This is a genomic window from Mastigocoleus testarum BC008, assembly GCF_001456025.1.
Taxonomy (GTDB): domain Bacteria; phylum Cyanobacteriota; class Cyanobacteriia; order Cyanobacteriales; family Nostocaceae; genus Mastigocoleus; species Mastigocoleus testarum.
Genome location: NZ_LMTZ01000097.1, coordinates 90,016 through 111,966 on the forward strand (window position 1 = coordinate 90,016; position 21,951 = coordinate 111,966).

Sequence of the window (21,951 nt, forward strand, 5' to 3'; positions counted from 1 at the left end):
TGATCTAGCAACCGAGATGGAGTGGTATGCAGACAGAGCGCTTGAAATGTCTAGTTGCCATAGGAATGCTGCTGGAATCTATGGTAATCTACATATATTCTTTGGATTACCTGCAGCGATCTTAGCTAGTGTTTCTGGTGTATCAGCTTTTGCCAAGTACTCTGTTACTGCTGGCATAACAGCATTCATTGTTTCAGGGCTGACAGGTGCAATGTCTTTTCTTAACCCATCCGAGAAGCAACAGTTACATTTTGAAGCTGCCAATGCACTGGATTCATGGGCGACCAAAACTTATCTCCTGATCAAAAGAAGCAGAGCTAGTATTATTGAAGTCGCAGAATTTATTAATCGTTGGGAAGGTCTTATGCAGGAACGCGATCAGATCAATAAGCAATGTCCTTTAATTCCATCTTGGGCAAGATCAAAACTTCTTAGAAAGTTTATGAAACCTTTTTCGTATCTGCAACAATAGATTTTATTTTGCTCATCTAACCAGAGAGTGCGCCGAAAGTTCGGCTTACACAGCCGTAATACTATTTTTTCAACCTGCTCACGCCGGTGACTCAAACTTTTGTGTGGCATCATCGCCTTGAAAATACTAGCAAGATCTTAAAAAATGTTCCTACAAGGAATGGAACGCGATATGTTTAGCGTTGCTGCTGACATCTTTCGCTTCTAACATCTACGGTGTGCTAGATATTCTAGTTGTCGAAGTCACAATTAAAATGTTGGTGACGGACATCCTAAAAAACATGCCAAAGAGTGGGAAGCTGTATGAAGCTATAGATAAAGAAATAGCGATCGCAGCACTGAAACCTTAGAGCTTTAAGTCAATTAAATCTGGCGATGATCCCAATCATCCTAACTCCCTACTTGTTATTTTCAGCTTTTAATTCCGCTTTCAATTCCTGCACTCGCTCTATAGTCAAATCTGTAACTTTTACAACTATCTCTACTGGTAGACCTTCGCGCAATGAATTAAGTGCTACTTGTTCTAATGCTTTGTTAGCACCTTGTTTTTCCCAACTTGTAACAATTTCCATATATTTCTCCTTCTCAGCAAGCAATACGCTACGGCAAATTTTAAATTACTCCAACAATTAAATCTTCCTCTCGTTGTAAAACACTTTTATATGTTAAAGCGATATCACTTTTGAGTAAATTGATAGCATTGCTAGCATTGATTACAATGCAAGTACAAAGTCAAATTAAAATCTATGGCTAGCTTAACTATTCGCAATCTGGAAGAACCAATAAAAGAACTACTGCGTATTCGTGCTGCACATCACGGTCATTCGATGGAAGAAGAAGTACGGCAAATTTTACGCAATACTTTACTCCAAGATACTCAACTGTCAGAAAATCTCGCCGAATCAATTCAAAAACGATTTGCTCAACTGGGTGGAGTTGACGACCTACCTGCTTCTTCTCGTGAAGCAATGCGCAAACCTCCTCAATTTGAGCAATGATTATTCTTGATACTAATGTTTTATCGGAACTAATGAAATCGAAACCCGATAAATCAGTTGTGCACTGGATAGGGAAATACCAAGCAAAAAGCTTATTTATAACTGCTTTGACTCAAGCCGAAATCCTATATGGTTTGGAAATTTTACCAGTAGGAAAACGGCGTACTGCCTTGAAAAAAGCAGCTAAATCCATGTTCGAGCTAGATTTTGCTGGACGTATTTTGCCTTTTGATACCGATGCAGCACAATTATTTGCAACTATAGTAGCCAAAAGAAAAACTATAGGTCGTCCTATTTCTCAAATTGATGCTCAGATTGCTGCTATTGCTTGTTTGCATCAGGCTATTTTGGTGACACGAAATGTGGATGATTTTGAAAAATGTGGTATCGATATAATTAATCCTTGGGAATAACTATAAAGGAAAATTGAGAATGGCTGATTCGTCCACACTTACTCCACAAGAAGCCCGATTGATCTCGAAAGATGCGTTCATTTACGCGTATCCGATGGTGGACAGCTATCGGATTTTTTTTGCCTACTTTCTTTGGCCCAATAATGACGAATATAAGGGACCATTGAATGAATTACATGGCGAAGCACGACTGTCCACGCCATCGGATAAAACAGTTCAGACACCGAACACGGATACACCTTACTGTGTGGTTGGCGCAGATCTTCGTGCGGAACCTTTAGTTTTGACGGTCCCAATTATAGACCCTAGACGATACTACTCTATCCAACTCATTGATGCTTACACTCACAATTTCGAATATGTTGGCACTCGGACGACAGGCAATGGGGCAGGCAAGTACTTGCTGGCTGGTCCTGACTGGACGGGGCAGACACCGGCTGAAATCACCGCAGTTATACGTAGCGAAACCAGTCTTGTACTAGCCTTGTACCGCACCCAGCTTTTCAACTCAGATGACTTAGAGAATGTCGAAGACATCATTGAGAACGGTTACAAGGTTCAACCGCTGAGTAAGTTTACAAATACGGATCCGCCATCGGAAATGCCAGCGGTGAGATACCCAAGACCCGTAAGACTGGACAAGGGCGAGACTTCACTTGAAGTATTCAGCCTGCTGAACTTCCTTCTTACGACGTTTTGTCCAACACACGAATCGGAAACGGAATTGATGGCTCGCTTCGCAAAACTAAACATCGGACCTGGCCTGACCTTTGACCCGACAGAACTCTCTGTGGAATTGAAACAGGCCGTCGAGCAAGGTGTAAAGGACGGTTGGGATGCTTATCTGGAGCTGAAGAAGAACAAAATTAACACTCAAGAAGTCACCGCCGCCGACCTATTCGGCACACGTCAGCACTTGACGGAAACAGGTAACATTTACCTGTACCGCATGGCTGGCGCGATTCTTGGCATCTGGGGCAATTCCGTTGAGGAGGCCATGTATCCTTCCTACTATAACGATTCAGACGGCAACGAATTAAATGCATCAGGCGACGTCTGTTATACGCTACGCTTCGAGCCAGGTGGATTGCCACCGGCTGACGCTTTCTGGTCGGCAACGATGTATAATCTCCCCGAGCAGCTTCTCGTCGAGAACGAACTCGAGCGCTATCTTATTAATTCAACGATGTTAGACAACAATGAACTTGTTCTCGACGAAGATGAAGGACTGACACTTTATATCCAGTACGCTCAACCAACTGAAGAAAAAAAGAGGAAGAACTGGCTACCTGCACCGGATAAGGGCTTCTTCATATCCTTGCGGCTTTACTTGCCACAACAAGAGGCGATTAATGGCACATGGCAAAAGCCACCACTAAAGCGAGTAAAACCGCACTGCACTGGAAAATCAGGCTTAAGCGTATCTTTTTAGCTCTCTTTCGCGCCCGTGGCTAACCCCGTTAGAGCCCCGCCGGCTCCTTCACCCTCATCCCTGCTTAGTATTCGTGCTGCACATCACGGTCATTATTTGTCATATAAAAAAATAAATAAAATATGAATATCGGATTATTTAGTTACGATCATTATTTAATAGTTGATTTGGAAGCTACTTGCTGCGATAAATTTTCTATCCCGCAAAAGGAAATGGAAACCATTGAAATTGGTGCTGTGATCGTAGAAGCTGTAGGATTAAATATCATCGACGAATTTACAATTTTTATTAAACCCGTTAGACATCCAATACTGACTGCTTTTTGCACAGAGTTGACTACGATTAAACAAGCAGACCTTGAGGAAGCACCCACATTTTCACAAGCAGTAGAAACTTTTAAATGTTGGTTTGAAAAATATCAAAATTCCATTTTTTGTTCTTGGGGCGACTACGATAAAAATCAACTTGAACGAGATGCAAAGTATCATAAAATCCCCTATCCCATGGGAAATGAGCACGTAAATATTAAAAAATTATTTTCTTTAGCATTAGGAACTAAAAAACAATATGGTATGGCTAAAGCGCTAAAAATGGTTGGTTTGTCTATAGATGGAACACATCATCGAGGAATTGATGATGCAAAAAATCTAGCTAAATTAATGCCATTCATTATTGGGCGTAAAAAAATACCAAAAACAAATTGAATAGATGCGTTGGAAAATGAATAGTAAGATTGACCTTGATACAGACTGCCAAATCACGACGGGTACAATTCCAGCCGATCTAATTCCGGATAGCACCCGTTTTAAGGAGCTATGGAGTCTTCACCCTGACGAATATTCCGAGATCGTCATACACGGGAAACACGTCAAAGTACCGAGATGGAATCGTGCCTATGAGAAAGACTACCCATTTTCCAACCAAATCGCGATCGCACACGATGTACCCGAATCATTGAAATCCTACTTGGAATGGGTGCAACAAGAAATTGATCCTAGAATCAATGGTTTATTCGTAAATTGGCACGATGGCAGTTTGAGCCATTATCACGGCAAACATCGTGACAGCACGAAGGGTCTCATTCCCCAAACCCCGATAATCACGATTTCCCTTGGAGAAGAGCGAGTATTTCGAATGCGTCCATATCCTAAGGGTAATCTGATAAAAGATTTTGTTCTAAGGAACGGAGATTTCATAATAATCCCTTGGCGTACGAATCAACATTGGACTCACGAAATCCCAAAATTTGCGAAATATAAAAACCACCGCATTTCAGTTACAATGAGAGCATTCGAGTGATTGACGCTTCAAAGTTTTTTTCATTTTGACCGTCAGCAAGGTCATACATAAGAGCATTGTATCGATTTTTCTGTTATTTCTCCTATGGATTAAGGTTTGCTCGATACTTAGTTAGACCGGGAAATGTGTCATCAAAGAAAGCAGAGTGAAAAGTAACGAACGGTTCGAAGTATTTTTCATAAAGCGCCTTTGCTGGGCTATTACCATGAATCACCATAACACCCAATGAGGAAGCTCCTGCTTCACGAGCGCGTTTAAAGGCTGCCTTCATCAGGCTATGTCCGAGCCCTAAGCCCCGATGCTCGGGGGAAACAGCTACAGTCTCGACAATCATCTCAGCCTGCGGTTTGAGAAAACTGTTATCGTCTCCCCAGATCTTGTTGTAAGCCTGTTCAAAACTTTTGGTTATAGAAGTACCCCAGTCAAGCATCTCGGCTATCTCGGGTAACTTGATGAGATTAAGCGGACCATTTATTTCCGATATTGACGAAGGTCGATAAACCGCGCAGGTTGCGACAGGTTGACCGCTTCTTTCAATAACCAAGAAATCTTTGATATGCCCCCAGTTGGATGCGTCACACTGAAGCATTATTTCAAGAAAACGAACTGAAGGTGTCCCAGTTGGTGCTAGAAGCTCTTCCCAGAAGGAATTCCCGAAAGGTGCCCGCGAGGCTTCTAGATCCATAAGAGCAAGAAAGGGAATATCCTGATGATTTGCTGGGCGTACGGTTTCAAAACTACTTGGTTGATTATCCATACCTATTGATTTAACCTACGTTATGTATGTAATATCTCACATACGTCTAGTATGTCAATAGATTAGAGGAAAATATGTCCAAATCACGGGCTCAAAAAAAGGCGGAGACCTCAGCACAATTAATTGCGGCAGCACGCAAGAGCTTCTTTAAAGTCGGTTATGCCGAAACCTCTATGGATAAGCTTTGTGCCAGCGTTGGCGTCACGCGAGGAGCGCTGTATCACAATTTTGGTGGCAAAGAAGGGTTATTTGAGGCAGTTGTGCGAGAGATCGATCATGAAATGGGCGAACGTCTCTTAGAAATCGGCGGCGATGACACATCACTGGAAGCTTTTGTGAAAGTATGTCGTGCCTATTTAACGTTTGCCCTTGAACCAGAAATACAACGCATCGTTTTTAAGGATGCACCTTCAGTTCTCGGGCAAAGGCTACGTGATATCGACGCTCAAAGTAGTCTCGATCCATTGACAGAAGCGATCGCTGATTTGATTAACAGAAAAATTTTTTCTGATGTCAATCCCCAAGCCCTTGCAGTTCTACTGAACGGCGCGATGATAGATGCTGCTCTTTGGATTGCATCTCAGCCAGATAAGGATTCTAGCTTTAACTCTGCAGCAAATGCACTGGAACAAATTATCAGACAACTAGCCATCAATCATAAACAAGACTGAATTACGGATACAGTTATGAAACTTCGCGTAACGAATTAAGTGCCACTTGTTCTAATGCTTTGTTGATACCTTGTTTTTCCCAGTTTGTGATGATTTCTGTATACTTCAGATGGGGCAGTAATTTCCAACACTTTGCATATTAGGATGGGAAATATTTGACAACAAGTTATATGTAAACCTTTCATATAATAAATAATTAGCAGCTAAAAAAGGAATCGATATTGTTCAAGCATATAGAGTCAACAATTTTCTTCGTCGAAGATATTAATACAGCCGCACAATGGTATGCTGATTTGCTTGACTCTAAGGTTGAGTATGAAAATCCGAATTATGCTTTTGTTCGCGGTGCAGGGATGATCTTTGGTTTCCACCCTGCCGATACAAAAAATCCAACTGGTGTCGGTGGTTCAGTGACTTATTGGGAAGTAAGCAATGTTTCCAATGCCATAATGAAGTTAAGCGCAAAAGGAGCATCATTATACCGAGGTCCACTAAAAACAGATCTCGGTGCTGATGCAGCAATGCTTATAGATCCGTTTGGCAATGCCATCGGACTTACTACTTCACTAGTATATTAATAGCTACTTGCTGACATTTGTCGCAAGGTGCTTCAGAAATTTTGGACTACGCCCTCGTTTAGTATGATGGGTGGTATCTGATTCACTTACGATGTTGAGATATGTGAAAACTTTCGTTGTAATAAATAGTTAGGCTGTATTGGCGTAGTTGTATTTGGAGATCGACATGAAGATGCCGGAGCATAAGCCTGATACACAATACGTTCGAGTGGATGATGGACGGCAGATCGCTTATTGTGAATACGGTGATCCACAAGGAAAGCCCGTATTCTATTTTCATGGCACGCCAGGATCCCGGTATGAACCTTCATTTGGCGATCGAGCAGGAAAAGAATATGGTTACCGAATCATAGCATTGGATCGACCTGGAATGGGTCGGTCGGATTACGTCAAAAACAGGAGATTACTGGATTGGTCACAAGATGTGAAAGAAGTTGCAAAACAGCTTGGAGTTAGGAGATTTGGAGTTATTGGTGCATCAGGCGGAGGGGCATATACGCTAGCATGCAGTTATGCAATCCCAGAGCTACTTGAGTTTTCTGTAGTGATGGGAAGTTGGGGACCAGTAGCAACAGAGCCTAAATTGTGGGAGGAAATGGCTCCGTTGGATCGATTCTTTGCCAAGCTGTCAAAAAGTGCACCTTGGATATTCTATGTGCCATTTTCGTTTATTGGATATGCAGCCAAAAGGATGTCACCCCAGGGTTTTATGAAATCGCTAGAAAGTTCGATGAGTGTGGCGGACAAACTGCTGGCAGCAGATGAAGAATTAGCCCAATTTTATGCAGATGACATAGCAGAAGGATTTCGGCAAGGAGTTCGAGGACCGGCTGATGATGCAATCATTTTGTATGGGGAATGGGGTTTTAGAGTTGAGGAGATAAAGATAGAAGTGCACCTGTTTCACGGAGAAGAAGACAGGTTTGCGCCCTATAGTTATGCAGCATATTTCGATGAGAAGATACCACAAACAAAACTAAATCGGTATCCAAAAGAAGGACATTTGTTTATAGTACAGTTGTTTGATGATGTATTTAAGCAGATTTCATTGCGATCTCAGACAGAGGGCTAAACCTATCGCTCCAAAATAACTTTTTTCTATATCAATAGGGTGAATTTCATATTTGAACCATGCATAGTGACGGATATTTCGACGAAAGAGTTGCTGCAACATATGATGACGACGTAGACGCCTTCAACCCGGAAAAAGTCGAACCAGTTGTTGATTTTCTGGCTGAACTTGCTGATGGCGGGAATGCATTGGAATTTGGTATTGGAACAGGTCGCATAGCTTTACCACTGGCGATGAAAGGCATCAAAGTTCATGGAATTGAACTATCTAATACCATGATTACCAAGCTTACTGAGAAATCTGGTAGCGACCGAATTTCAGTAATTCAAGGTGACTTCACAACTGCATCATGTGGAGAATCCTTCTCGCTTGTCTACCTGATTTTCAATACCATCATGAATCTCACAACTCAAGATGAGCAAGTTAGATGTTTCCAAAACGCAGCCTCACATCTTAAACCTGGTGGAAGTTTTGTTCTTGAGGTCATGGTTCCCGCTCTTCAGTCCTTACCACATGGTGAAACAAATCGGGTATTCGATCTATGCGAGCGTCATTGGGGAGTAGATACCTATGATGTTGTTTCTCAATCCCTAACATCACATCATTTGAGAATTCATAACCAAAAGATGGAGTTATCTTCAATACATTTTCGTTACGTTTGGCCATCAGAACTCGATCTTATGGCAAGAATCGCCAATTTAAAACTCAGAGCAAGGTGGGGAGGCTGGAAAAAAGAACCATTTACAAATACTAGTCGCTATCACGTATCAGTTTGGGAAAAACCAAATTGATATTAAATTGTTGCAGAACTTCCCCCATCAACCTTTAGGGTTGTACCAGTAATAAATTTAGCATCATCAGAAACCAAAAAAGCCACTGTTTTTGCAAACTCAGCATAGGTCGCAGGACGACCAAATATCAAATTGTTCGGTACGTCCCATCCTTCCAATTCTTCCATTGAATCTGCGACAAAAAAAGGTGCGATCGAAATCATCCGAATTTTATCTACTTTGTAACGCTTAGCGTAAAGTTTTGTAAATCCTTCCATTGCGGCGCGGATGGTTCCACTGAAAGGTGTTCCTAAGGATGGTTCCTGGGAATCACAGGCTGAAATATTAACTATTACCCCACCTCCTGATTTTTGCATTGCTTCTGTAACTAATCTCGCCATCCTAACAACACTCAGGAAGAGCATTTCAAAATTTTCTAACCACATTTCATCGGAGATAGAAAGTAAATCCGGTCGGGGTGGGTCACCAAAACTATTCACCACTGCATCTATGCGTCCATAATTAACCAAGGTTGTCTCTACTAATTGTTGCAAGTCTTGGAATTTTGTAATTGAGCCTTGAATTGCAATCCCATCCAACTCTGAAGCTAAATCAAAAATATTTCTACCACGCGCCATTAGAGAAACTTTATAACCTCGTGCTGCTAGTTCTCGCGCACATCCTGCACCTATAGATCTACTCGCAGCTGTAATAATCGCAATTTTCTGTTGATTCATCCTCACTCACCTCGACCTATTTTCTTAATGGTGCGTTATGGCGCTAATGAAGTATTTGAAATAATGTTTAATGGTTTTGCGCCTAACACACTACATCAATTGATACAAGAAATATTAATTAACCATGGAGTAGGTGCTTGAAATCTTTGTACCAGCTATCGAAATCAGTAACAAAATTATAACCACATACGGTTTCAAGGGATTTCTCAGAAACAATATCTAGTATTCTTGATGCACGTTTACGAGTTTTATCTTTTGGTCCAAAGGGGTTGAATTGCATGTTCGAGCCCGGAGGAAATACATAATCACAAATAAACAAAACCTTGCGATAGACATATATCATGAAACCTGGAGTATGACCACCGATATAAAAGGCTTCAACACCATGCTCGCTAAAGTCACCGTAAATTTTATTGTCAACAGGAAATTGCTGGACAAGGGGATGTTCGCTATCGTTAATATGCAGATAAACCTTCGCACCCCATAACTGTCGATATTGGTTGGATGCACCCATAAAATCCTTATGAGTGAAGTAAATAGCTTCTACTGGTTCTAAGTCCCGATTGAATGCTGACGGACAATCAATCCATACTGCTACACCATCATCCGTTTCAATGCGATAAGCAGCATGCTCAATTCCTAGACGAGGTACAGAAATCAATTGTGTGACGTAATCATTTACTTTGCTTGGTGTTACTCGATAGGTCTGTTCTGCTTCATTCCAAGTAACAAATGTGTCATGGCGCGCCCCACAAAATGGACAGACATCGGGCATCTTACCAACCATGTTATAACCACAAACGGTACAAACCCATTGTCGGTCGTTCACATTTACAGTCAATACTTGACTTTCTACAGACATAGTTAAAATTCCTTTGTATATATTTATTAAAGTTTTAGATTTTGTCAGCTTTTGTCATTAATGAATTGATAGCAAATTTTTTGATGACTAAGAATTGGGAATTGCTGCAATCGCATCAACCTCGAATAACATTCCATCAAGTGCTAATCTCGGTACGGGTATAAGTGTATGTGCAGGTGTTTGATTTCCCCATATCCCTAAAACTTCAGAGGCTAATAATTGAACTTTGGACTCGTCATGTTCAACTACAAAACTAGTGAGTTTGACTACATGTTCTGGATTTGCTCCAGCTGCACTCAGAGCAACACGGAGATTAGCAAAAGCCTGTTTTAATTGTCGGGCAAAATCATCAATAAGATTGCCGTTTTCATCTTCACCACCTTGTCCGGCAATATAAATCATAGTTGCCCCTGGTGGCACAATAACCACATGGCTGTAGCCATTTCCAGAAGGATCGTACAATCCTTTTGGATTAATATACTTAATATCTTTAGTCATTGTTTTAACTCTTAACTCTTAATTACTGATTCAACATTTTGACCGTAAGAAATTTCCAAGGTGTGATTGTCTGGGTCTTGAATATAAGCCCAATAACCAACTGGAGGGGGCGAATCAGTTGGACCTTTAATTAAAATTCCTTCCGTTCGGGCAATCTTGCAGAGACGATCTATTTGTTCGCGAGTCTCATATACTACACCAATATGGGATTCCGGTAAGAGTGGACTTTTTACTTGAGAGTTTCCTATTAATACGATAACAAAAGGGTGAATTGAATCACCTATCCAAGCAACATCAGACTGTGTTGTGCTATCGCTTCGACGATGTACGACTTGCACGTTGGCATATTTTTGATAAAACGAAATACTTGCATCGACGTCCTTAACTGCAAGTGCAATGTGTGTTATTCCGCGATCAACCATTGGAAATCTCCTTATTATCTTAAATTAAACCAGTTTGGATACTAGTTGTTTCAATAATTATTTCAACTCGTAGCTTTCGTTGTATTCCACCAACTCCACTTGAGTACCATCCGGGTCATCGACGTATATACGACATTTGGTTTCTGGAGAAATATAAATAGAATAATCAATCCCGTTTTCATCTAACAAAGCTTTCATCGCTTCACTATTTTCAATCACAAAGCCAATATGGTCTACATGACCCATCGATGGTGAAACGGTTGATGAATCTAGATATTGATTTAGAGAGAGGTAAAACTGGCGTTCGCCAAAATGCATCCACTTCCAGCCATCTTCCTCACCCTCAGCCCGTACATACCATTGGGGGAATAGAGTCTGATAAAACTGACGAGTCACATCCAGGTTCTTACATGACTGGTTAATATGTTCAAATCGATGAAAATTCATATTCAGTTGCTCGCAATAACTTTCTAAAGTTTTTTCTTTATAAACTAGCCTACACAATTCAATTGACTTTGTAAAGATTTTTCTTTACTTTGTATATATATCTATAAAAATCCGTATTCAAACTTTTATCGGTATAGATAAACTTACAAGCATATTTTTCTTGATGTTAAAGACATTAATGACGAGTGTTACATGGCAAAAAAATCCAACAAAAAATCGACTGCAGTCCGGACTAGACGTGCAATTATTAACTTGCTCAAGCAAGAAGGAGAGATGGATTCGCAGGAGTTAGCTTCTCGTTTAAATGTTTCGACGATGGCTGTACGTCAACATTTGTACGCTCTGCAAGATGAAAATTTAGTCACTTATCAAGAAGAATCTAGAGCGATGGGGCGTCCTGCAAAAATTTGGCAATTAACTGCTGCTGCAAATCGCTTTTTTCCTGATGGGTACGCCGAATTAACATTAAGTCTAATTAACTCCGTCACAGAAGCGTTTGGAGAAGCTGGTTTAGATCGACTTTTAGAAATTAAAGCACGACAGCAAACAGATAACTATCAAGAATATTTAGTAGGATTAGATACCCTAGGAGAAAGATTAGAAGCCTTAGCGGAAATTCGTACTCAAGAGGGCTATATGGCTCTAGTTCAACCTCAAGAAGATGGGTCGTTTTTGTTGATTGAGAATCATTGTCCGATTTGTGCTGCTGCAACTGCTTGTGTCGGTTTGTGTATGAAGGAGCAGGAAGTTTTTCAAGCAGCTTTAGGAGAAGAATATGCGATCGAGCGAACCGAGCATATTGTTGCTGGTGCGCGTCGCTGTGCTTATAGGGTCGCAAAGCAATAGATTTTAGTTCAAATCTATTACCAATTAGCAAATCGCTTTGAGGGGCGGGCTTTTACCAATTACCAATTACCAATTACCCATTACCAATCACTCTGACAAAACATAATTTTTGATAATAGGTACATCAACGAATTCTTCTAGATTAAAAATTTTGAGTAAGTTAGCCCAATCTCGAGCAAGTTGCTGTGAATTTGGATTGCGAGTGCGAAGTTTTGCTAGGTCGCTAACAGCATCGTACCAAAGATGATTTTTGCTATAAATAGCGTATTTACCTCGTTTAGTTGTTTCTAATTGTTTTTGCAAATTTGGATTTAGTGCGACTCTTTGTAACCACGCATCAACATAAGCATACTCTCGGGGAATTTTTGGATCCCCACAGTAAACTTGAAAGTACCATTGATATTTATGATTTTTTTTGAGAGCATATTGGGGATTTTGGGGAATGCTGATACCTATAACGCCAGCCTTATGGGGAAGTGACATTCTTTTTCTCAAAATGTCGTTGCCACTGTCATCTTGCAATACAAATTCTCCAAACTTCATGGGAGTTGTTAATTGAGGAACGAACAACCAAACATTTAGGTATCGATCAACTGTTGATGCAAAAAATGATTTATTTTTCTCGCCACTTTTCCCTCCAGGAACCAAAGCAGTGATAGGTTTTTCTAAACTCGAACATTGCTTTGGATCCCTAGTTGCTCCTCCCTTACGACGACCTGTGGGAGCACCTATATTGTCAGGTACTTTTTGGGCTAAATATTTTTGTGCGAAAGAAATCGATCTGGCGATCGACTTGTCGGGCGAACTTACTTTGAATAGCTGTTTGGATATTTGAAGTTTAAATACTCCTCGATCAATAACAGGGATATTTTCTTGGGAGATATTAGTATCTACCATTCCAGCCCAAGATCGTTCTAAATTTCCAAATAATACAACTGGCAAAGAAATAATATAAAGCTGTTTGATTAGAATTTTGAATAAATTAATCTCGGCCATTATCAAGTATTAATAGATTTCTGGATTGGAATAAAGCCATCGCTTAATAAAACTTTGAGAAGAAATGCACAGCATATCAACCCTAATGCTGGGGGTACAAGAGGAACCCATCCAGCATATATCAATATACCAAAGCACGTACTAAAAAGTAATAACAAAGCTGTTGCGGTAGCGAATACTAGAGTAATTGGTTGCCAAATAGTAAGAGCGATAACTCCTCCTAGCAAAGACCAACACCATATCCACAGAGCTTCAAACCACCCAGACCACCACCATATTAAAGACCTCTTGTCTTCAACTGCGCTGAGAATCTGACTTATCATGTGGGCTTGTACAATCACATGAGGTATCTCAAGTTCTTTGTAAACTCCTCTGGAAACATAAGGGGTTTGCCAAAACTGAGTAATACTAGGGGCGGTAACGCCAATCAGAACAATACGGTTTTTGAGGCCCTCAATAGAGTTAGGATTAATTTTGTCACTAAGGATATCTTTGAGACTGACTTGAGTAGCAATATCCTTAAAAGAAGGTAGAGAACGATAATTTACTAATATTTGATTACCAGCTGCATCTACTCCCTGGTAACCACTACTGTGGGGTTCTAAACGTTTGAATATAAGCTTATCAATTTGCAAGTTGCCTTGAACGTTAAATTTAGGTTGGGGATATCCTTGTGACTTTAGATACTCTCTTGCCATTAAGTAACTAAAAGCATACTCCGTTATACAAGGAGAATTTAAAGGAGGGTTCATAAATAAAAGTTGACGACGGAGGACCCCATCCATATCTATTACAAAATCACTAAAGCTGTGACGTTCTTTGGGAACTTCTGGTGGAGGAGGGACACCATCTGGTTCCCCATCAGCAGGGGCAGAAACTTTACATATAGCTATTAAATTTTTATTCTTATTTAACCGATTTACTAGATTGGGGTAGTTTGGATCAGCTGGAAATTCTCGGTAAATATTTAGACCAATAGATATTGGGTCATACTGCTCTAACTTTTCTAAAACCTTAGACAATGCCTGGTCTGATAAAGACCATCGCATATCCATCCCTTGTTCTATCTGATACTTGATGTCTGACTCGCCCACTGTAACTATCAACAAGCGTCGATCTGGCTGTTCGTATGGTCGCAATTGCATTAAATGGTCATAAGCATTTAATTCCCAAGGTTGTATAAATCCTAAGTAGCGAATACTCATTAATAGAGTGGCTAAAAATATACTTACTACTAGTAAAGTTTTCAAAGGGGATTTGCCCTGACCAAATGACCAAAATTTCTTTATTAAGCGTTTTTGATTAAATTTTATTGATGGAGGTTTTTCCCTACGGTTACGACTGGGCTTTCTTTTTGTTTTAGGTATAAGAATATCAGATTTATTCGTATAGTCAGAATTTACAGCTAATATCTTGCTCGAAAATGGCAATATTTTGTCCTGTCCGCCTTCAGTGTGAATGCCATTTTTAGACCAAATGATAGGTGCTTCGGCTGGGTTTTGACAAATTACTGGTAGCCAAGTCGCACAAAGGTAATCTTTCTCGAGAACTTGTAACCTTTCTCGTGCGTAACGTACTGCTGTATATAAAGATTGTCCCTGTGAGAATGAAGCCAAAAAATACTTTAAAAATTCCTGCGCGACCTTATCTGGTACAGGCTCGCGCATGACAATAACTTGTGGAATATGTAATTCGATTAATGTTTTTGCTAAACCTAGACCATCACAAGAATTAAAAATCGCTAATTTTAGCCCTCGACCGATGGCTTGCTTGAAAGCATTCTTTAACTTATCGATAGTAATAATATCTTTACTATTTATATGTATAAATCCTTGCTCTTGAGTACCACTGTGACCAGCAAAGAAAATAATATCCCAACCTTTTTGCCACAGCTTTTCGTCTAATTGGCTCAACTTTGGTTCTACCAAAAATTCGATGGTGCAACGTGAAGCAGCGACTTCATTAGTGCAATCTGAAGCGATAGTACCATATTCTACTCGAGCAGATAATTGTTCTAAAAAAAGTCTGTCTTGACTAATATCAATCCCTTCGCTGCTACCAAAAATAGCTAGAATTTTTACATCCTCTTTATGAGAGTACTCGAGAATTTTTTTTTGCTTTTGGTAGTCATAAGCACTTATTGCAACTTCTGATTTGGGGTAATCATCAAAAAATTTCCAAAGATGCCAAGGAATTCTTCGCAATAAAATATCGTTTGTTTCAATGATGAAGCGAATTTCTTCGGATGGTTCTAAATGTGTGCGCAATTGTTGATCGATATTACGAAATTCTATTGAATCAAACCAGGCATTTATACTTTGTGAAATCTGATTGCATAGAGAAACAATATCTACTTCGGAAACATTAGTTATATAACCTTCTTCTATTTCCCAAGTGTCATCTGCTTCGTCAATATCCTCAGTATTACGATACAAGGTTAAAGGTTGATAAAAAGCCGAATATAAAGATTGCCAATTGCGATAGATTTGAGCAATTTCTGGTGCTGGTGGTAAGCTACCAGTAAATTTCATCCTATAAGCATTATTTGATTCTCCAAGTTGTAAAGTTACAACAGGAAAACCATCTTGTAAATTTCCCGTCCCCAAACTTAAAACAATTACCCTACTCATAAGAAGCAGATAAAATAATCAATCATAAAACAATTTTTGCTTTTATCTTTTGTTTTTTTAGCAAGACATGTTAATTTTATCTTTAATATGCATTAGTATTTTACAACTTGTCTTTACAAAATAATTATTAAAACACAAATAATAATTTTAGCTAATATTTCGAGGTATTAGCTAAAAGTATGCTTTCCTATTTTGCTACGGTTAAGATTTTTACTGTTTGTCTTGTCAGTATTTGAGGAGTTAATTGGTAAATTAGAATAGCTTGAAGATTTTATACTTAAATTTCGAAATTCTCTTTAACACTCACATCACCTAAAGCAACTTCAATACTAAAACGTTTTCCTGCTTCTCCTTTAAATGGTTTCAATTGAATATAATTATCTTTAATTCTTGCTTGAACGTCTTGAAGTACCTTTCCTCCTTTAGAAAACATTCTCAATTGAAGATTATGGGGCAAATGTTTATTTTTGCCAGTGGGGTGTAGTTGCACTAAGATGGAAAACTTATTGCCATTCACTTCAACTATATTAACCAGTAAAGCTACAGTATTTTTACCTAATTGTATTTCTAAATCAATTAGCTTACCTCTCCTAACCCCTTGGATCGATTTCCTGATGGTATTGAAGGCTAAGTTTGTTTCTACTTTTGTTAATTTATCTATTGTCAGCCAGCCTTCATCAAAAATATTTTTAAACCATTCACTAAGCTTGGGTATTTTTTTATCTATTTCACTAATGAATATTTTCTTCTCTTTTGTCTTGATTTCAGTTTTAACTGTAGATAACTCAGCTGCAGATACTTCAATTCTAGATAATTCAAGTACTTCTGCAAATTGGTGACATAACAATAAATGATTAGGTTCTGAATCAAATATTGATAGAGGAATTTGATAATAATTTTTATTGGATGAATGCGATATTATTTCAGTACAATAATCATGTAGTTCGCCATTATTTAAAAATCCTTTAATTATTACCTCTTCCTCTTCTTCTAATACTTCTATTAGTACATAGAAGTCCACCTTAATTGTGGACGTATTAATAATACTTTTAGATACATTTACAATTTCATCTAACAGATGTTCTACTGTAATCAAAAAATAGTTAAATTTACCAACTGATAAATAATACCCATCTTCAGTCGCTTTAATTTCTAAACTTAAGCTGTACGTAGATAGTTTTTCTTTGAACCAATCTTTAAAAGCAACTACAGCTAAAGAATTTAGATGATTTTGCCACTGCTTATCTTCATGATTACTTTGTAAACATATTTTTTCCGCACGATCAAAGTGTTCTGATTCTAAATAAATAACTTCTGGTATCAAAAGCCTGAAATCTACAGAGTTATGTGTTGAAATATTTGACATTACTTTTACTCCTTCAATCTTAATTTTGAGCCGCAATTTTATTAATTATTTTTTTTAAAATAAATTCGTAATTGTTGAGCATATAAACTATTCATGGTGCGATTTTTCCCGGCTCTAATTTCTTCTGCAGCTTCCTTAAAAATTTCTGTGTCAGCAAAACACTCAACTTCTATTGCTAAATTTTCTAAGTATTCTGGCGATGATAAGCTAATAGGAAATTTCTTCTCCTTAACTTGATGCAAAATTTCACCAATTATTTCTTTGATTGTAGAACTACGAATATCACTTAGAAGCTTTCCTGGATTTAAAACTCGCCTAGCTCTATCCCAACTTTTCATATTTAATTTGGGAGCTATTTCTCTAAGGGAAAGATTCTGACAATAATATAATTTTAACCCTTGAAGATATTGATTAGCGAAGATAGCATAATTTTTACTTTTTTGGAGTTGGGAAATACGGTTATTTATTTCTTGTTTAATTGTATTGGCTAATATTAAATTTAATTGTTTATGTAAAAAGCCCATAAATTCTTTATCTTCTTCTTCTTCAATATCTAAACTAGAACCTGGTAAATCAGTTCTCGTCGTGTAAGTTTGAATTTCAGGATTATATATTTCTAAAGGTTCCCTAGAATTCCAAATGTCATACTGTCTAAGTTGTATTGCTATTTGATGGAGGAAAATAATTAAATCTTTGGTTGTATAAATATGAGATTCTTTATCTTTCAAATGCATCAACATTTCTTGCAATTGTTCCCGTGAGGGATCTGGACATTTTCTGATTCCAGTTTGTCTTTGTTTCACTCGATCGCGACGATAAACCATATGAAATGCTTCTACCACATTGCGATCGCTTATAGATAAGTTTTCTAATTGTTTGCGCCTAACTCTATTTAATAGTGCCCAATCACTCAAATGTCTAAAACCAAATTCTGAGATAAAATTTTTAATCTGGGGATTTTGTTTTGTTTGTAAATATGCCCAATTATCTAAACTCATTCTTAACTGAGACTCCGAACGAAATGACTGTAATATCTTTGCGGAAAAGAATTGATAAGTGGGGTCTTTAAGTTCGCCGTTATTATCTATAAAAAAATGTTTTTTTGTATCTCTATCTATAAAAATTAAGCTTTTCCCGTCATCGTCTAGGACAAAAGGTAATAGATCCCGATAGGTAAACTGTTTCCCACCACTAAATAAATAATCAATTTTTTTGCAAACCTTTAAAATTGGATAAGAAATATAACATCGCAGACAAAGACCTGCTTTTGCACGGGTGACGACATCTAAAGTGCCATTTTGCCCGTAAAAGTAAGATAGTAAAGTTGTTTGTAGGTCCGTACCTTGAGAAACTCCTAAATCCTTAATAAATTCCTTTGCGATAGGGACTGAACAAGATTTATACCCCGCTGCTTCGCTTGCGGGATCTATTCGCCAAATATTCCAATACCTTGACAAGGCGCTCATATTCAATGCGCTTTCTTAAAATTTTAATTAGTTTATCTACACTTAGTTGATAAATGTACAAATAGTCAACTTATGCACTTTTATGTTTGTTTTTTCTGATAATCTTACAAAAGATAATTTTTTAGCCAGCGATCAATTTATGAGAAATAACTTATATATCAATTTATTTTATTGCGTAATACTCTTCGAATACAATTGTATGCATATGGTTCTATAGTATTCATCATGTTCTGAATATACTTACTCTTTGTACTATAAATATTAAAACCCATATCTTCAATCAGATTTTCTAGGTAATGGAAATTGAATGGAGATACACAAATACCGTAGGCTAAACTATTAGGTAGATTTTTTTTGTTCCACCGAAAATTTATATGCATTGCTTTGTACATTTGCGAGCGCGAAGGTAAGAATAACTTACCTCTGCAGTATTGGGATAACCACCAACTTCCGACCTCTGAGGTTAACTGGCAAAAGATGCTGGAGTTATACCCTAAAAAACCCAGATTGGGAATGTCTGGGTGAATCATATGTTTGTATAAATGAAAATTACCTTCTTCATCGACTATCCAATGACGATACTTTTCCTCCAAGAAGGAAATATCCTGGCGGAATCCAGTTCCAAAAATGACAATATCAGCGGCTAAAGTTTCACCTGAATTTAGTTCTACACCACCAGAAAAAAAATTGCTAATCTCTGCTTTTCTTGTATCTATTTTCCCGGTTCGAATATACTTGTAAAAATAATCTGTAACTAAATTAGCAGTATGGTTTAGCATGCTATTCATAGGTTTTTTAGGTATAAGCTTGTAACTCTTGAGACTAAATTTCGATCTGACTATTATCTCTTGGACGCGCCAGAAAGCCCATACCAAAGGTTTACCAAAAGAATGAAGTAATTTTTCGATTCCTACGGGTCTAAGATAAAGTAACCAAATTTCTGCAAAACGAGTGAAGAAAATTTGCTGATAAGGAATTTTGTTGAATAAATACTTCGGAATCTTCCATAAAGAACGCCGAAAAATTAGAGTACATGAAGAAGCTCTATCAGCTGCGATGACTGAAATTTCAGTTGCAGATTTACCAAAACCAACGATAATTACTTTTTTCTCATCTAAAATTGATAGGTCATTGAGCTGGCTAGAATGAAGTATCTTTCCACCACATGACTCGAATTCCGATCTATTCGCTAGCTTGGGAATTTTGGGAAGATTAAATACACCATTACATATCAAAACAAAATCAAAGTCATATATTTTTTTTCTGACCCGGTTCTCTTTTTCATCTTTGACGTTTGCTTCTACTACCCAGATGATTTTGTTACCTATTTTTCTGTATATATTCGTGACTTCTGTTTGAAAAAAAATCCGTTCGGTAACACCAAAACTATTTGCATAGGATTGCAAATAATTCCTCATCTGCTCTGCAGTAGGAAACTCTGGATATTCTTGAGGGAAGGGATAGTCAGTAAAACAATATGTATTTCGAGGATTATGGGTTGTCAACTCTGGATAAGTTCTAGAGCATTCCCATACTCCACCAATATTAGACTGTTTCTCAAAAACAGTCACTTGGTAACCATCTTCGATAAATGTTTTGGCTGCAACTAAACCACTAATACCTGCACCAAGAATACATACTCTTTTTATTTCCATATGAAGTTTTATATGAATGAGAAAAACTGAAAAAAGCCCCGATACTATGAGATTTAAGGATAATTACAAAAGATTATGGTCCAAGATATTATTGCCCAAAATATTAGTTCCAAAATAATATTTCGAGAAACTCTACTTAGATTGTTCAACTCGTTTAAAAAGTATCAGCAATTCATTTCAGTGCAAGGTAAATTGTTATACAAAAATATTTTTTTTATGTTATCAGGCTCTAAACCAACATTTAAAGTATTATCTGCTACTTTTAAATCAATCAATTAAGGCTTTATCAATTTAAGTCTTATATTAATCTGTTCTTGCATTTGTGCGCGTAGCTTTTGAGCTTGACAATAAATCTTCTTCCGTAAGTTTGTTTCTTCTGTTGTTTGCAGGGATTCGATTGCTTCTGCTTCGATCCAAGACTCAATAAAATAATGCAAACGACTTTTTGCAGCCCAAACACCCATGGAAGGGAAAAGCATAAAAATAGGTAAGAGAGGTGATAATGGTAGAAAAGGTAATTTAAGTAAATTTTGTAATTTTCTTTGTAGTCTACTAATATTAATAGTCCAAGGATGAAGATTTTCGTTACCAATACAAATAACCGGTACAATCTTCATACAATTTTTTTGGCTGATATGGATAAAACTTGGGTCAAATTTTTCTAACTGATAGCGTTTTCCCCATCCTTTGCTTGGTCCTCTCAGACCTTCCGGAGCGTAGAGTAAAATACGATTTTGTTCGACAGCACTTTGAAAATCTTTTTTCTGGGCTTTGATCCCACCTAATACTTGGGACCATCCTGAAGGTAACCACCAAATCATCCAAGGATGTTCAAATAAAGATACACCAGCTAAAGGTTGTACAATCCACCCTTTTTTCTCAGCCAATAAATAGCCCAACACCACAAAATCCCACGGAAAACACATTCCCGCATGATTCATCGCGAAAATTATATTTTCACTTTTAGGTAAATTTTCTGATAAATGTAACTCTGCACGAAAATAAGATTTAACAATTGGTGCTAATATTTCTTCTCTAAAGGCTTGCTGATACTGGGGATTGAACGCACTATGGCGTCGTTTTGGCGGACGAAAACCAAGACGCAACCAGCGTATAAATAGTGCAATGTAAAAACCTGCAGGTATTAAAAATAGTAAATATTCCAACCAATTCCACCCATCTGGGTCTTCGTGATAGTGTTGCCAATGACGATTGAATAAAATTAACCATCCTGGTGGATACCATACACAAAACCAGTCAAACCAGTTAAACTTATATCCTTCAAGAGATATATTTTCAACTTCTGAATTAAGTGAATTTTTGGGATGTCGATTGATTTGCATTACTATCGACTCCTGTGAATTGGATAACTATATTTTAGCTTAAGTCACTAAATTTAAAGAAATCTTAGTCTAATATTAAAATTTTGCCTGTAGTCCATATTTACAGCGATCGCAGCAAATAATTATTCAATATATTTTGTATAGAAGATTATTGAAGCTCTTATATCATTAATTCACTAGTAAATATTAAAAAATATCCATAATTGAGTTTAAATTGCCAAT

25 protein-coding genes and 1 pseudogene are annotated in these 21,951 nt (G+C 37.9%); 13 read left to right on the plus strand and 13 right to left on the minus strand.

The annotated features are described in order from the left end of the window. The first annotated feature begins 16 nt into the window (after positions 1-16). On the plus strand, positions 17-472 hold the full coding sequence (locus tag BC008_RS21675) for an SLATT domain-containing protein (RefSeq protein WP_268768237.1): 456 nt from the start codon (positions 17-19) through the stop codon (positions 470-472). A 217-nt stretch (positions 473-689) separates the two neighbouring features. Further along, positions 690-821: a hypothetical protein gene (locus tag BC008_RS52155; protein ID WP_268768236.1), complete on the plus strand. Its 132-nt coding sequence runs from the start codon at positions 690-692 to the stop codon at positions 819-821. Positions 822-869: 48 nt separating this feature from the next. Here BC008_RS52155 and BC008_RS49610 read toward each other — a convergent pair whose 3' ends face one another. Then, entirely contained in the window at positions 870-1,043 is a 174-nt protein-coding gene (locus BC008_RS49610; RefSeq protein ID WP_161938136.1) for a hypothetical protein, read from the minus strand. Between the two features lie 174 nt (positions 1,044-1,217). Here BC008_RS49610 and BC008_RS21680 point away from each other — a divergent pair, with 174 nt between their 5' ends. The 5 genes from BC008_RS21680 (at position 1,218) to BC008_RS52760 (ending at position 4,613) form a co-directional block, all read left to right on the plus strand. Then, on the plus strand, positions 1,218-1,469 hold the full coding sequence (locus BC008_RS21680; protein WP_027842705.1) for a FitA-like ribbon-helix-helix domain-containing protein: 252 nt from the start codon (positions 1,218-1,220) through the stop codon (positions 1,467-1,469). Continuing rightward, positions 1,466-1,882, plus strand: coding sequence for a type II toxin-antitoxin system VapC family toxin (locus BC008_RS21685; RefSeq protein WP_027842704.1), 417 nt, complete (start codon positions 1,466-1,468; stop codon positions 1,880-1,882). Before BC008_RS21680 ends, BC008_RS21685 begins: the two co-directional genes overlap by 4 nt. A 19-nt stretch (positions 1,883-1,901) precedes the next feature. Continuing rightward, positions 1,902-3,314 (plus strand): DUF1254 domain-containing protein, encoded by a 1,413-nt coding sequence (locus tag BC008_RS21690; RefSeq protein WP_027842703.1) that lies wholly within the window; start codon positions 1,902-1,904, stop codon positions 3,312-3,314. Positions 3,315-3,436: 122 nt separating this feature from the next. Then, positions 3,437-4,018, plus strand: a complete 582-nt coding sequence (locus tag BC008_RS21695; protein ID WP_027842702.1) for a 3'-5' exonuclease — start codon at positions 3,437-3,439, stop codon at positions 4,016-4,018. 16 nt (positions 4,019-4,034) lie between these two features. After that, positions 4,035-4,613 (plus strand): alpha-ketoglutarate-dependent dioxygenase AlkB, encoded by a 579-nt coding sequence (locus tag BC008_RS52760; RefSeq protein ID WP_407657067.1) that lies wholly within the window; start codon positions 4,035-4,037, stop codon positions 4,611-4,613. Between the two features lie 82 nt (positions 4,614-4,695). Here BC008_RS52760 and BC008_RS52765 read toward each other — a convergent pair whose 3' ends face one another. Further along, positions 4,696-5,043 (minus strand): GNAT family N-acetyltransferase, encoded by a 348-nt coding sequence (locus tag BC008_RS52765; RefSeq protein WP_407657065.1) that lies wholly within the window; start codon positions 5,041-5,043, stop codon positions 4,696-4,698. A gap of 401 nt (positions 5,044-5,444) precedes the next feature. Between BC008_RS52765 and BC008_RS52770 the strand changes: the two are divergent. From BC008_RS52770 to BC008_RS21725, 5 genes and pseudogenes are all read left to right on the plus strand, one after another. Then, positions 5,445-5,618: pseudogene (locus BC008_RS52770) on the plus strand (TetR/AcrR family transcriptional regulator); the annotation flags it as partial. Between the two features lie 12 nt (positions 5,619-5,630). After that, positions 5,631-6,041, plus strand: a complete 411-nt coding sequence (locus BC008_RS21710; RefSeq protein WP_235595895.1) for a hypothetical protein — start codon at positions 5,631-5,633, stop codon at positions 6,039-6,041. A 221-nt stretch (positions 6,042-6,262) separates the two neighbouring features. Beyond that, positions 6,263-6,619, plus strand: a complete 357-nt coding sequence (locus tag BC008_RS21715; RefSeq protein ID WP_058183787.1) for a VOC family protein — start codon at positions 6,263-6,265, stop codon at positions 6,617-6,619. Between the two features lie 172 nt (positions 6,620-6,791). After that, entirely contained in the window at positions 6,792-7,691 is a 900-nt protein-coding gene (locus BC008_RS21720) for an alpha/beta fold hydrolase (protein ID WP_027842698.1), read from the plus strand. A gap of 59 nt (positions 7,692-7,750) precedes the next feature. Beyond that, the gene (locus BC008_RS21725; RefSeq protein WP_027842697.1) at positions 7,751-8,482 is read left to right on the plus strand and encodes a class I SAM-dependent methyltransferase; all 732 of its coding nucleotides are present in this window, start codon (positions 7,751-7,753) and stop codon (positions 8,480-8,482) included. A gap of 2 nt (positions 8,483-8,484) precedes the next feature. Here BC008_RS21725 and BC008_RS21730 read toward each other — a convergent pair whose 3' ends face one another. The 5 genes from BC008_RS21730 to BC008_RS21750 form a co-directional block, all read right to left on the minus strand. After that, entirely contained in the window at positions 8,485-9,198 is a 714-nt protein-coding gene (locus BC008_RS21730; RefSeq protein ID WP_027842696.1) for an SDR family oxidoreductase, read from the minus strand. A 118-nt stretch (positions 9,199-9,316) separates the two neighbouring features. Beyond that, a complete protein-coding gene (locus BC008_RS21735; protein ID WP_058183789.1) occupies positions 9,317-10,060 on the minus strand; it encodes an MBL fold metallo-hydrolase in 744 nt (247 codons plus the stop codon). Between the two features lie 87 nt (positions 10,061-10,147). Beyond that, the gene (locus BC008_RS21740) at positions 10,148-10,558 is read right to left on the minus strand and encodes a RidA family protein (RefSeq protein WP_027842694.1); all 411 of its coding nucleotides are present in this window, start codon (positions 10,556-10,558) and stop codon (positions 10,148-10,150) included. 11 nt (positions 10,559-10,569) lie between these two features. Beyond that, entirely contained in the window at positions 10,570-10,980 is a 411-nt protein-coding gene (locus BC008_RS21745; protein ID WP_027842693.1) for a VOC family protein, read from the minus strand. 57 nt (positions 10,981-11,037) lie between these two features. After that, positions 11,038-11,427, minus strand: a complete 390-nt coding sequence (locus BC008_RS21750) for a VOC family protein (protein ID WP_027842692.1) — start codon at positions 11,425-11,427, stop codon at positions 11,038-11,040. Positions 11,428-11,619: 192 nt separating this feature from the next. Between BC008_RS21750 and BC008_RS21755 the strand changes: the two genes are divergently transcribed. Next, positions 11,620-12,273 carry a helix-turn-helix transcriptional regulator gene (locus tag BC008_RS21755; RefSeq protein ID WP_027842691.1) on the plus strand — a complete coding sequence of 218 codons (654 nt, stop codon included), beginning with the start codon at positions 11,620-11,622 and terminating at the stop codon, positions 12,271-12,273. 87 nt (positions 12,274-12,360) lie between these two features. On the opposite strand, the gene BC008_RS21760 is transcribed toward BC008_RS21755, so the two are convergent. From BC008_RS21760 to BC008_RS21790, 6 genes are all read right to left on the minus strand, one after another. Next, positions 12,361-13,269 carry a DUF928 domain-containing protein gene (locus BC008_RS21760; protein ID WP_058183790.1) on the minus strand — a complete coding sequence of 303 codons (909 nt, stop codon included), beginning with the start codon at positions 13,267-13,269 and terminating at the stop codon, positions 12,361-12,363. Between the two features lie 2 nt (positions 13,270-13,271). Next, positions 13,272-15,899 (minus strand): CHASE2 domain-containing protein, encoded by a 2,628-nt coding sequence (locus BC008_RS21765; RefSeq protein WP_058183791.1) that lies wholly within the window; start codon positions 15,897-15,899, stop codon positions 13,272-13,274. 277 nt (positions 15,900-16,176) lie between these two features. Next, positions 16,177-17,265: a DUF1822 family protein gene (locus BC008_RS21770; protein ID WP_027842689.1), complete on the minus strand. Its 1,089-nt coding sequence runs from the start codon at positions 17,263-17,265 to the stop codon at positions 16,177-16,179. A 41-nt stretch (positions 17,266-17,306) separates the two neighbouring features. Continuing rightward, a complete protein-coding gene (locus BC008_RS21775; RefSeq protein WP_027842688.1) occupies positions 17,307-18,731 on the minus strand; it encodes a hypothetical protein in 1,425 nt (474 codons plus the stop codon). 158 nt (positions 18,732-18,889) lie between these two features. After that, positions 18,890-20,386: a flavin-containing monooxygenase gene (locus tag BC008_RS21780; RefSeq protein ID WP_027842687.1), complete on the minus strand. Its 1,497-nt coding sequence runs from the start codon at positions 20,384-20,386 to the stop codon at positions 18,890-18,892. A 275-nt stretch (positions 20,387-20,661) separates the two neighbouring features. Further along, positions 20,662-21,729 carry a 1-acyl-sn-glycerol-3-phosphate acyltransferase gene (locus tag BC008_RS21790; RefSeq protein WP_027842685.1) on the minus strand — a complete coding sequence of 356 codons (1,068 nt, stop codon included), beginning with the start codon at positions 21,727-21,729 and terminating at the stop codon, positions 20,662-20,664. Positions 21,730-21,951 lie beyond the last annotated feature (222 nt).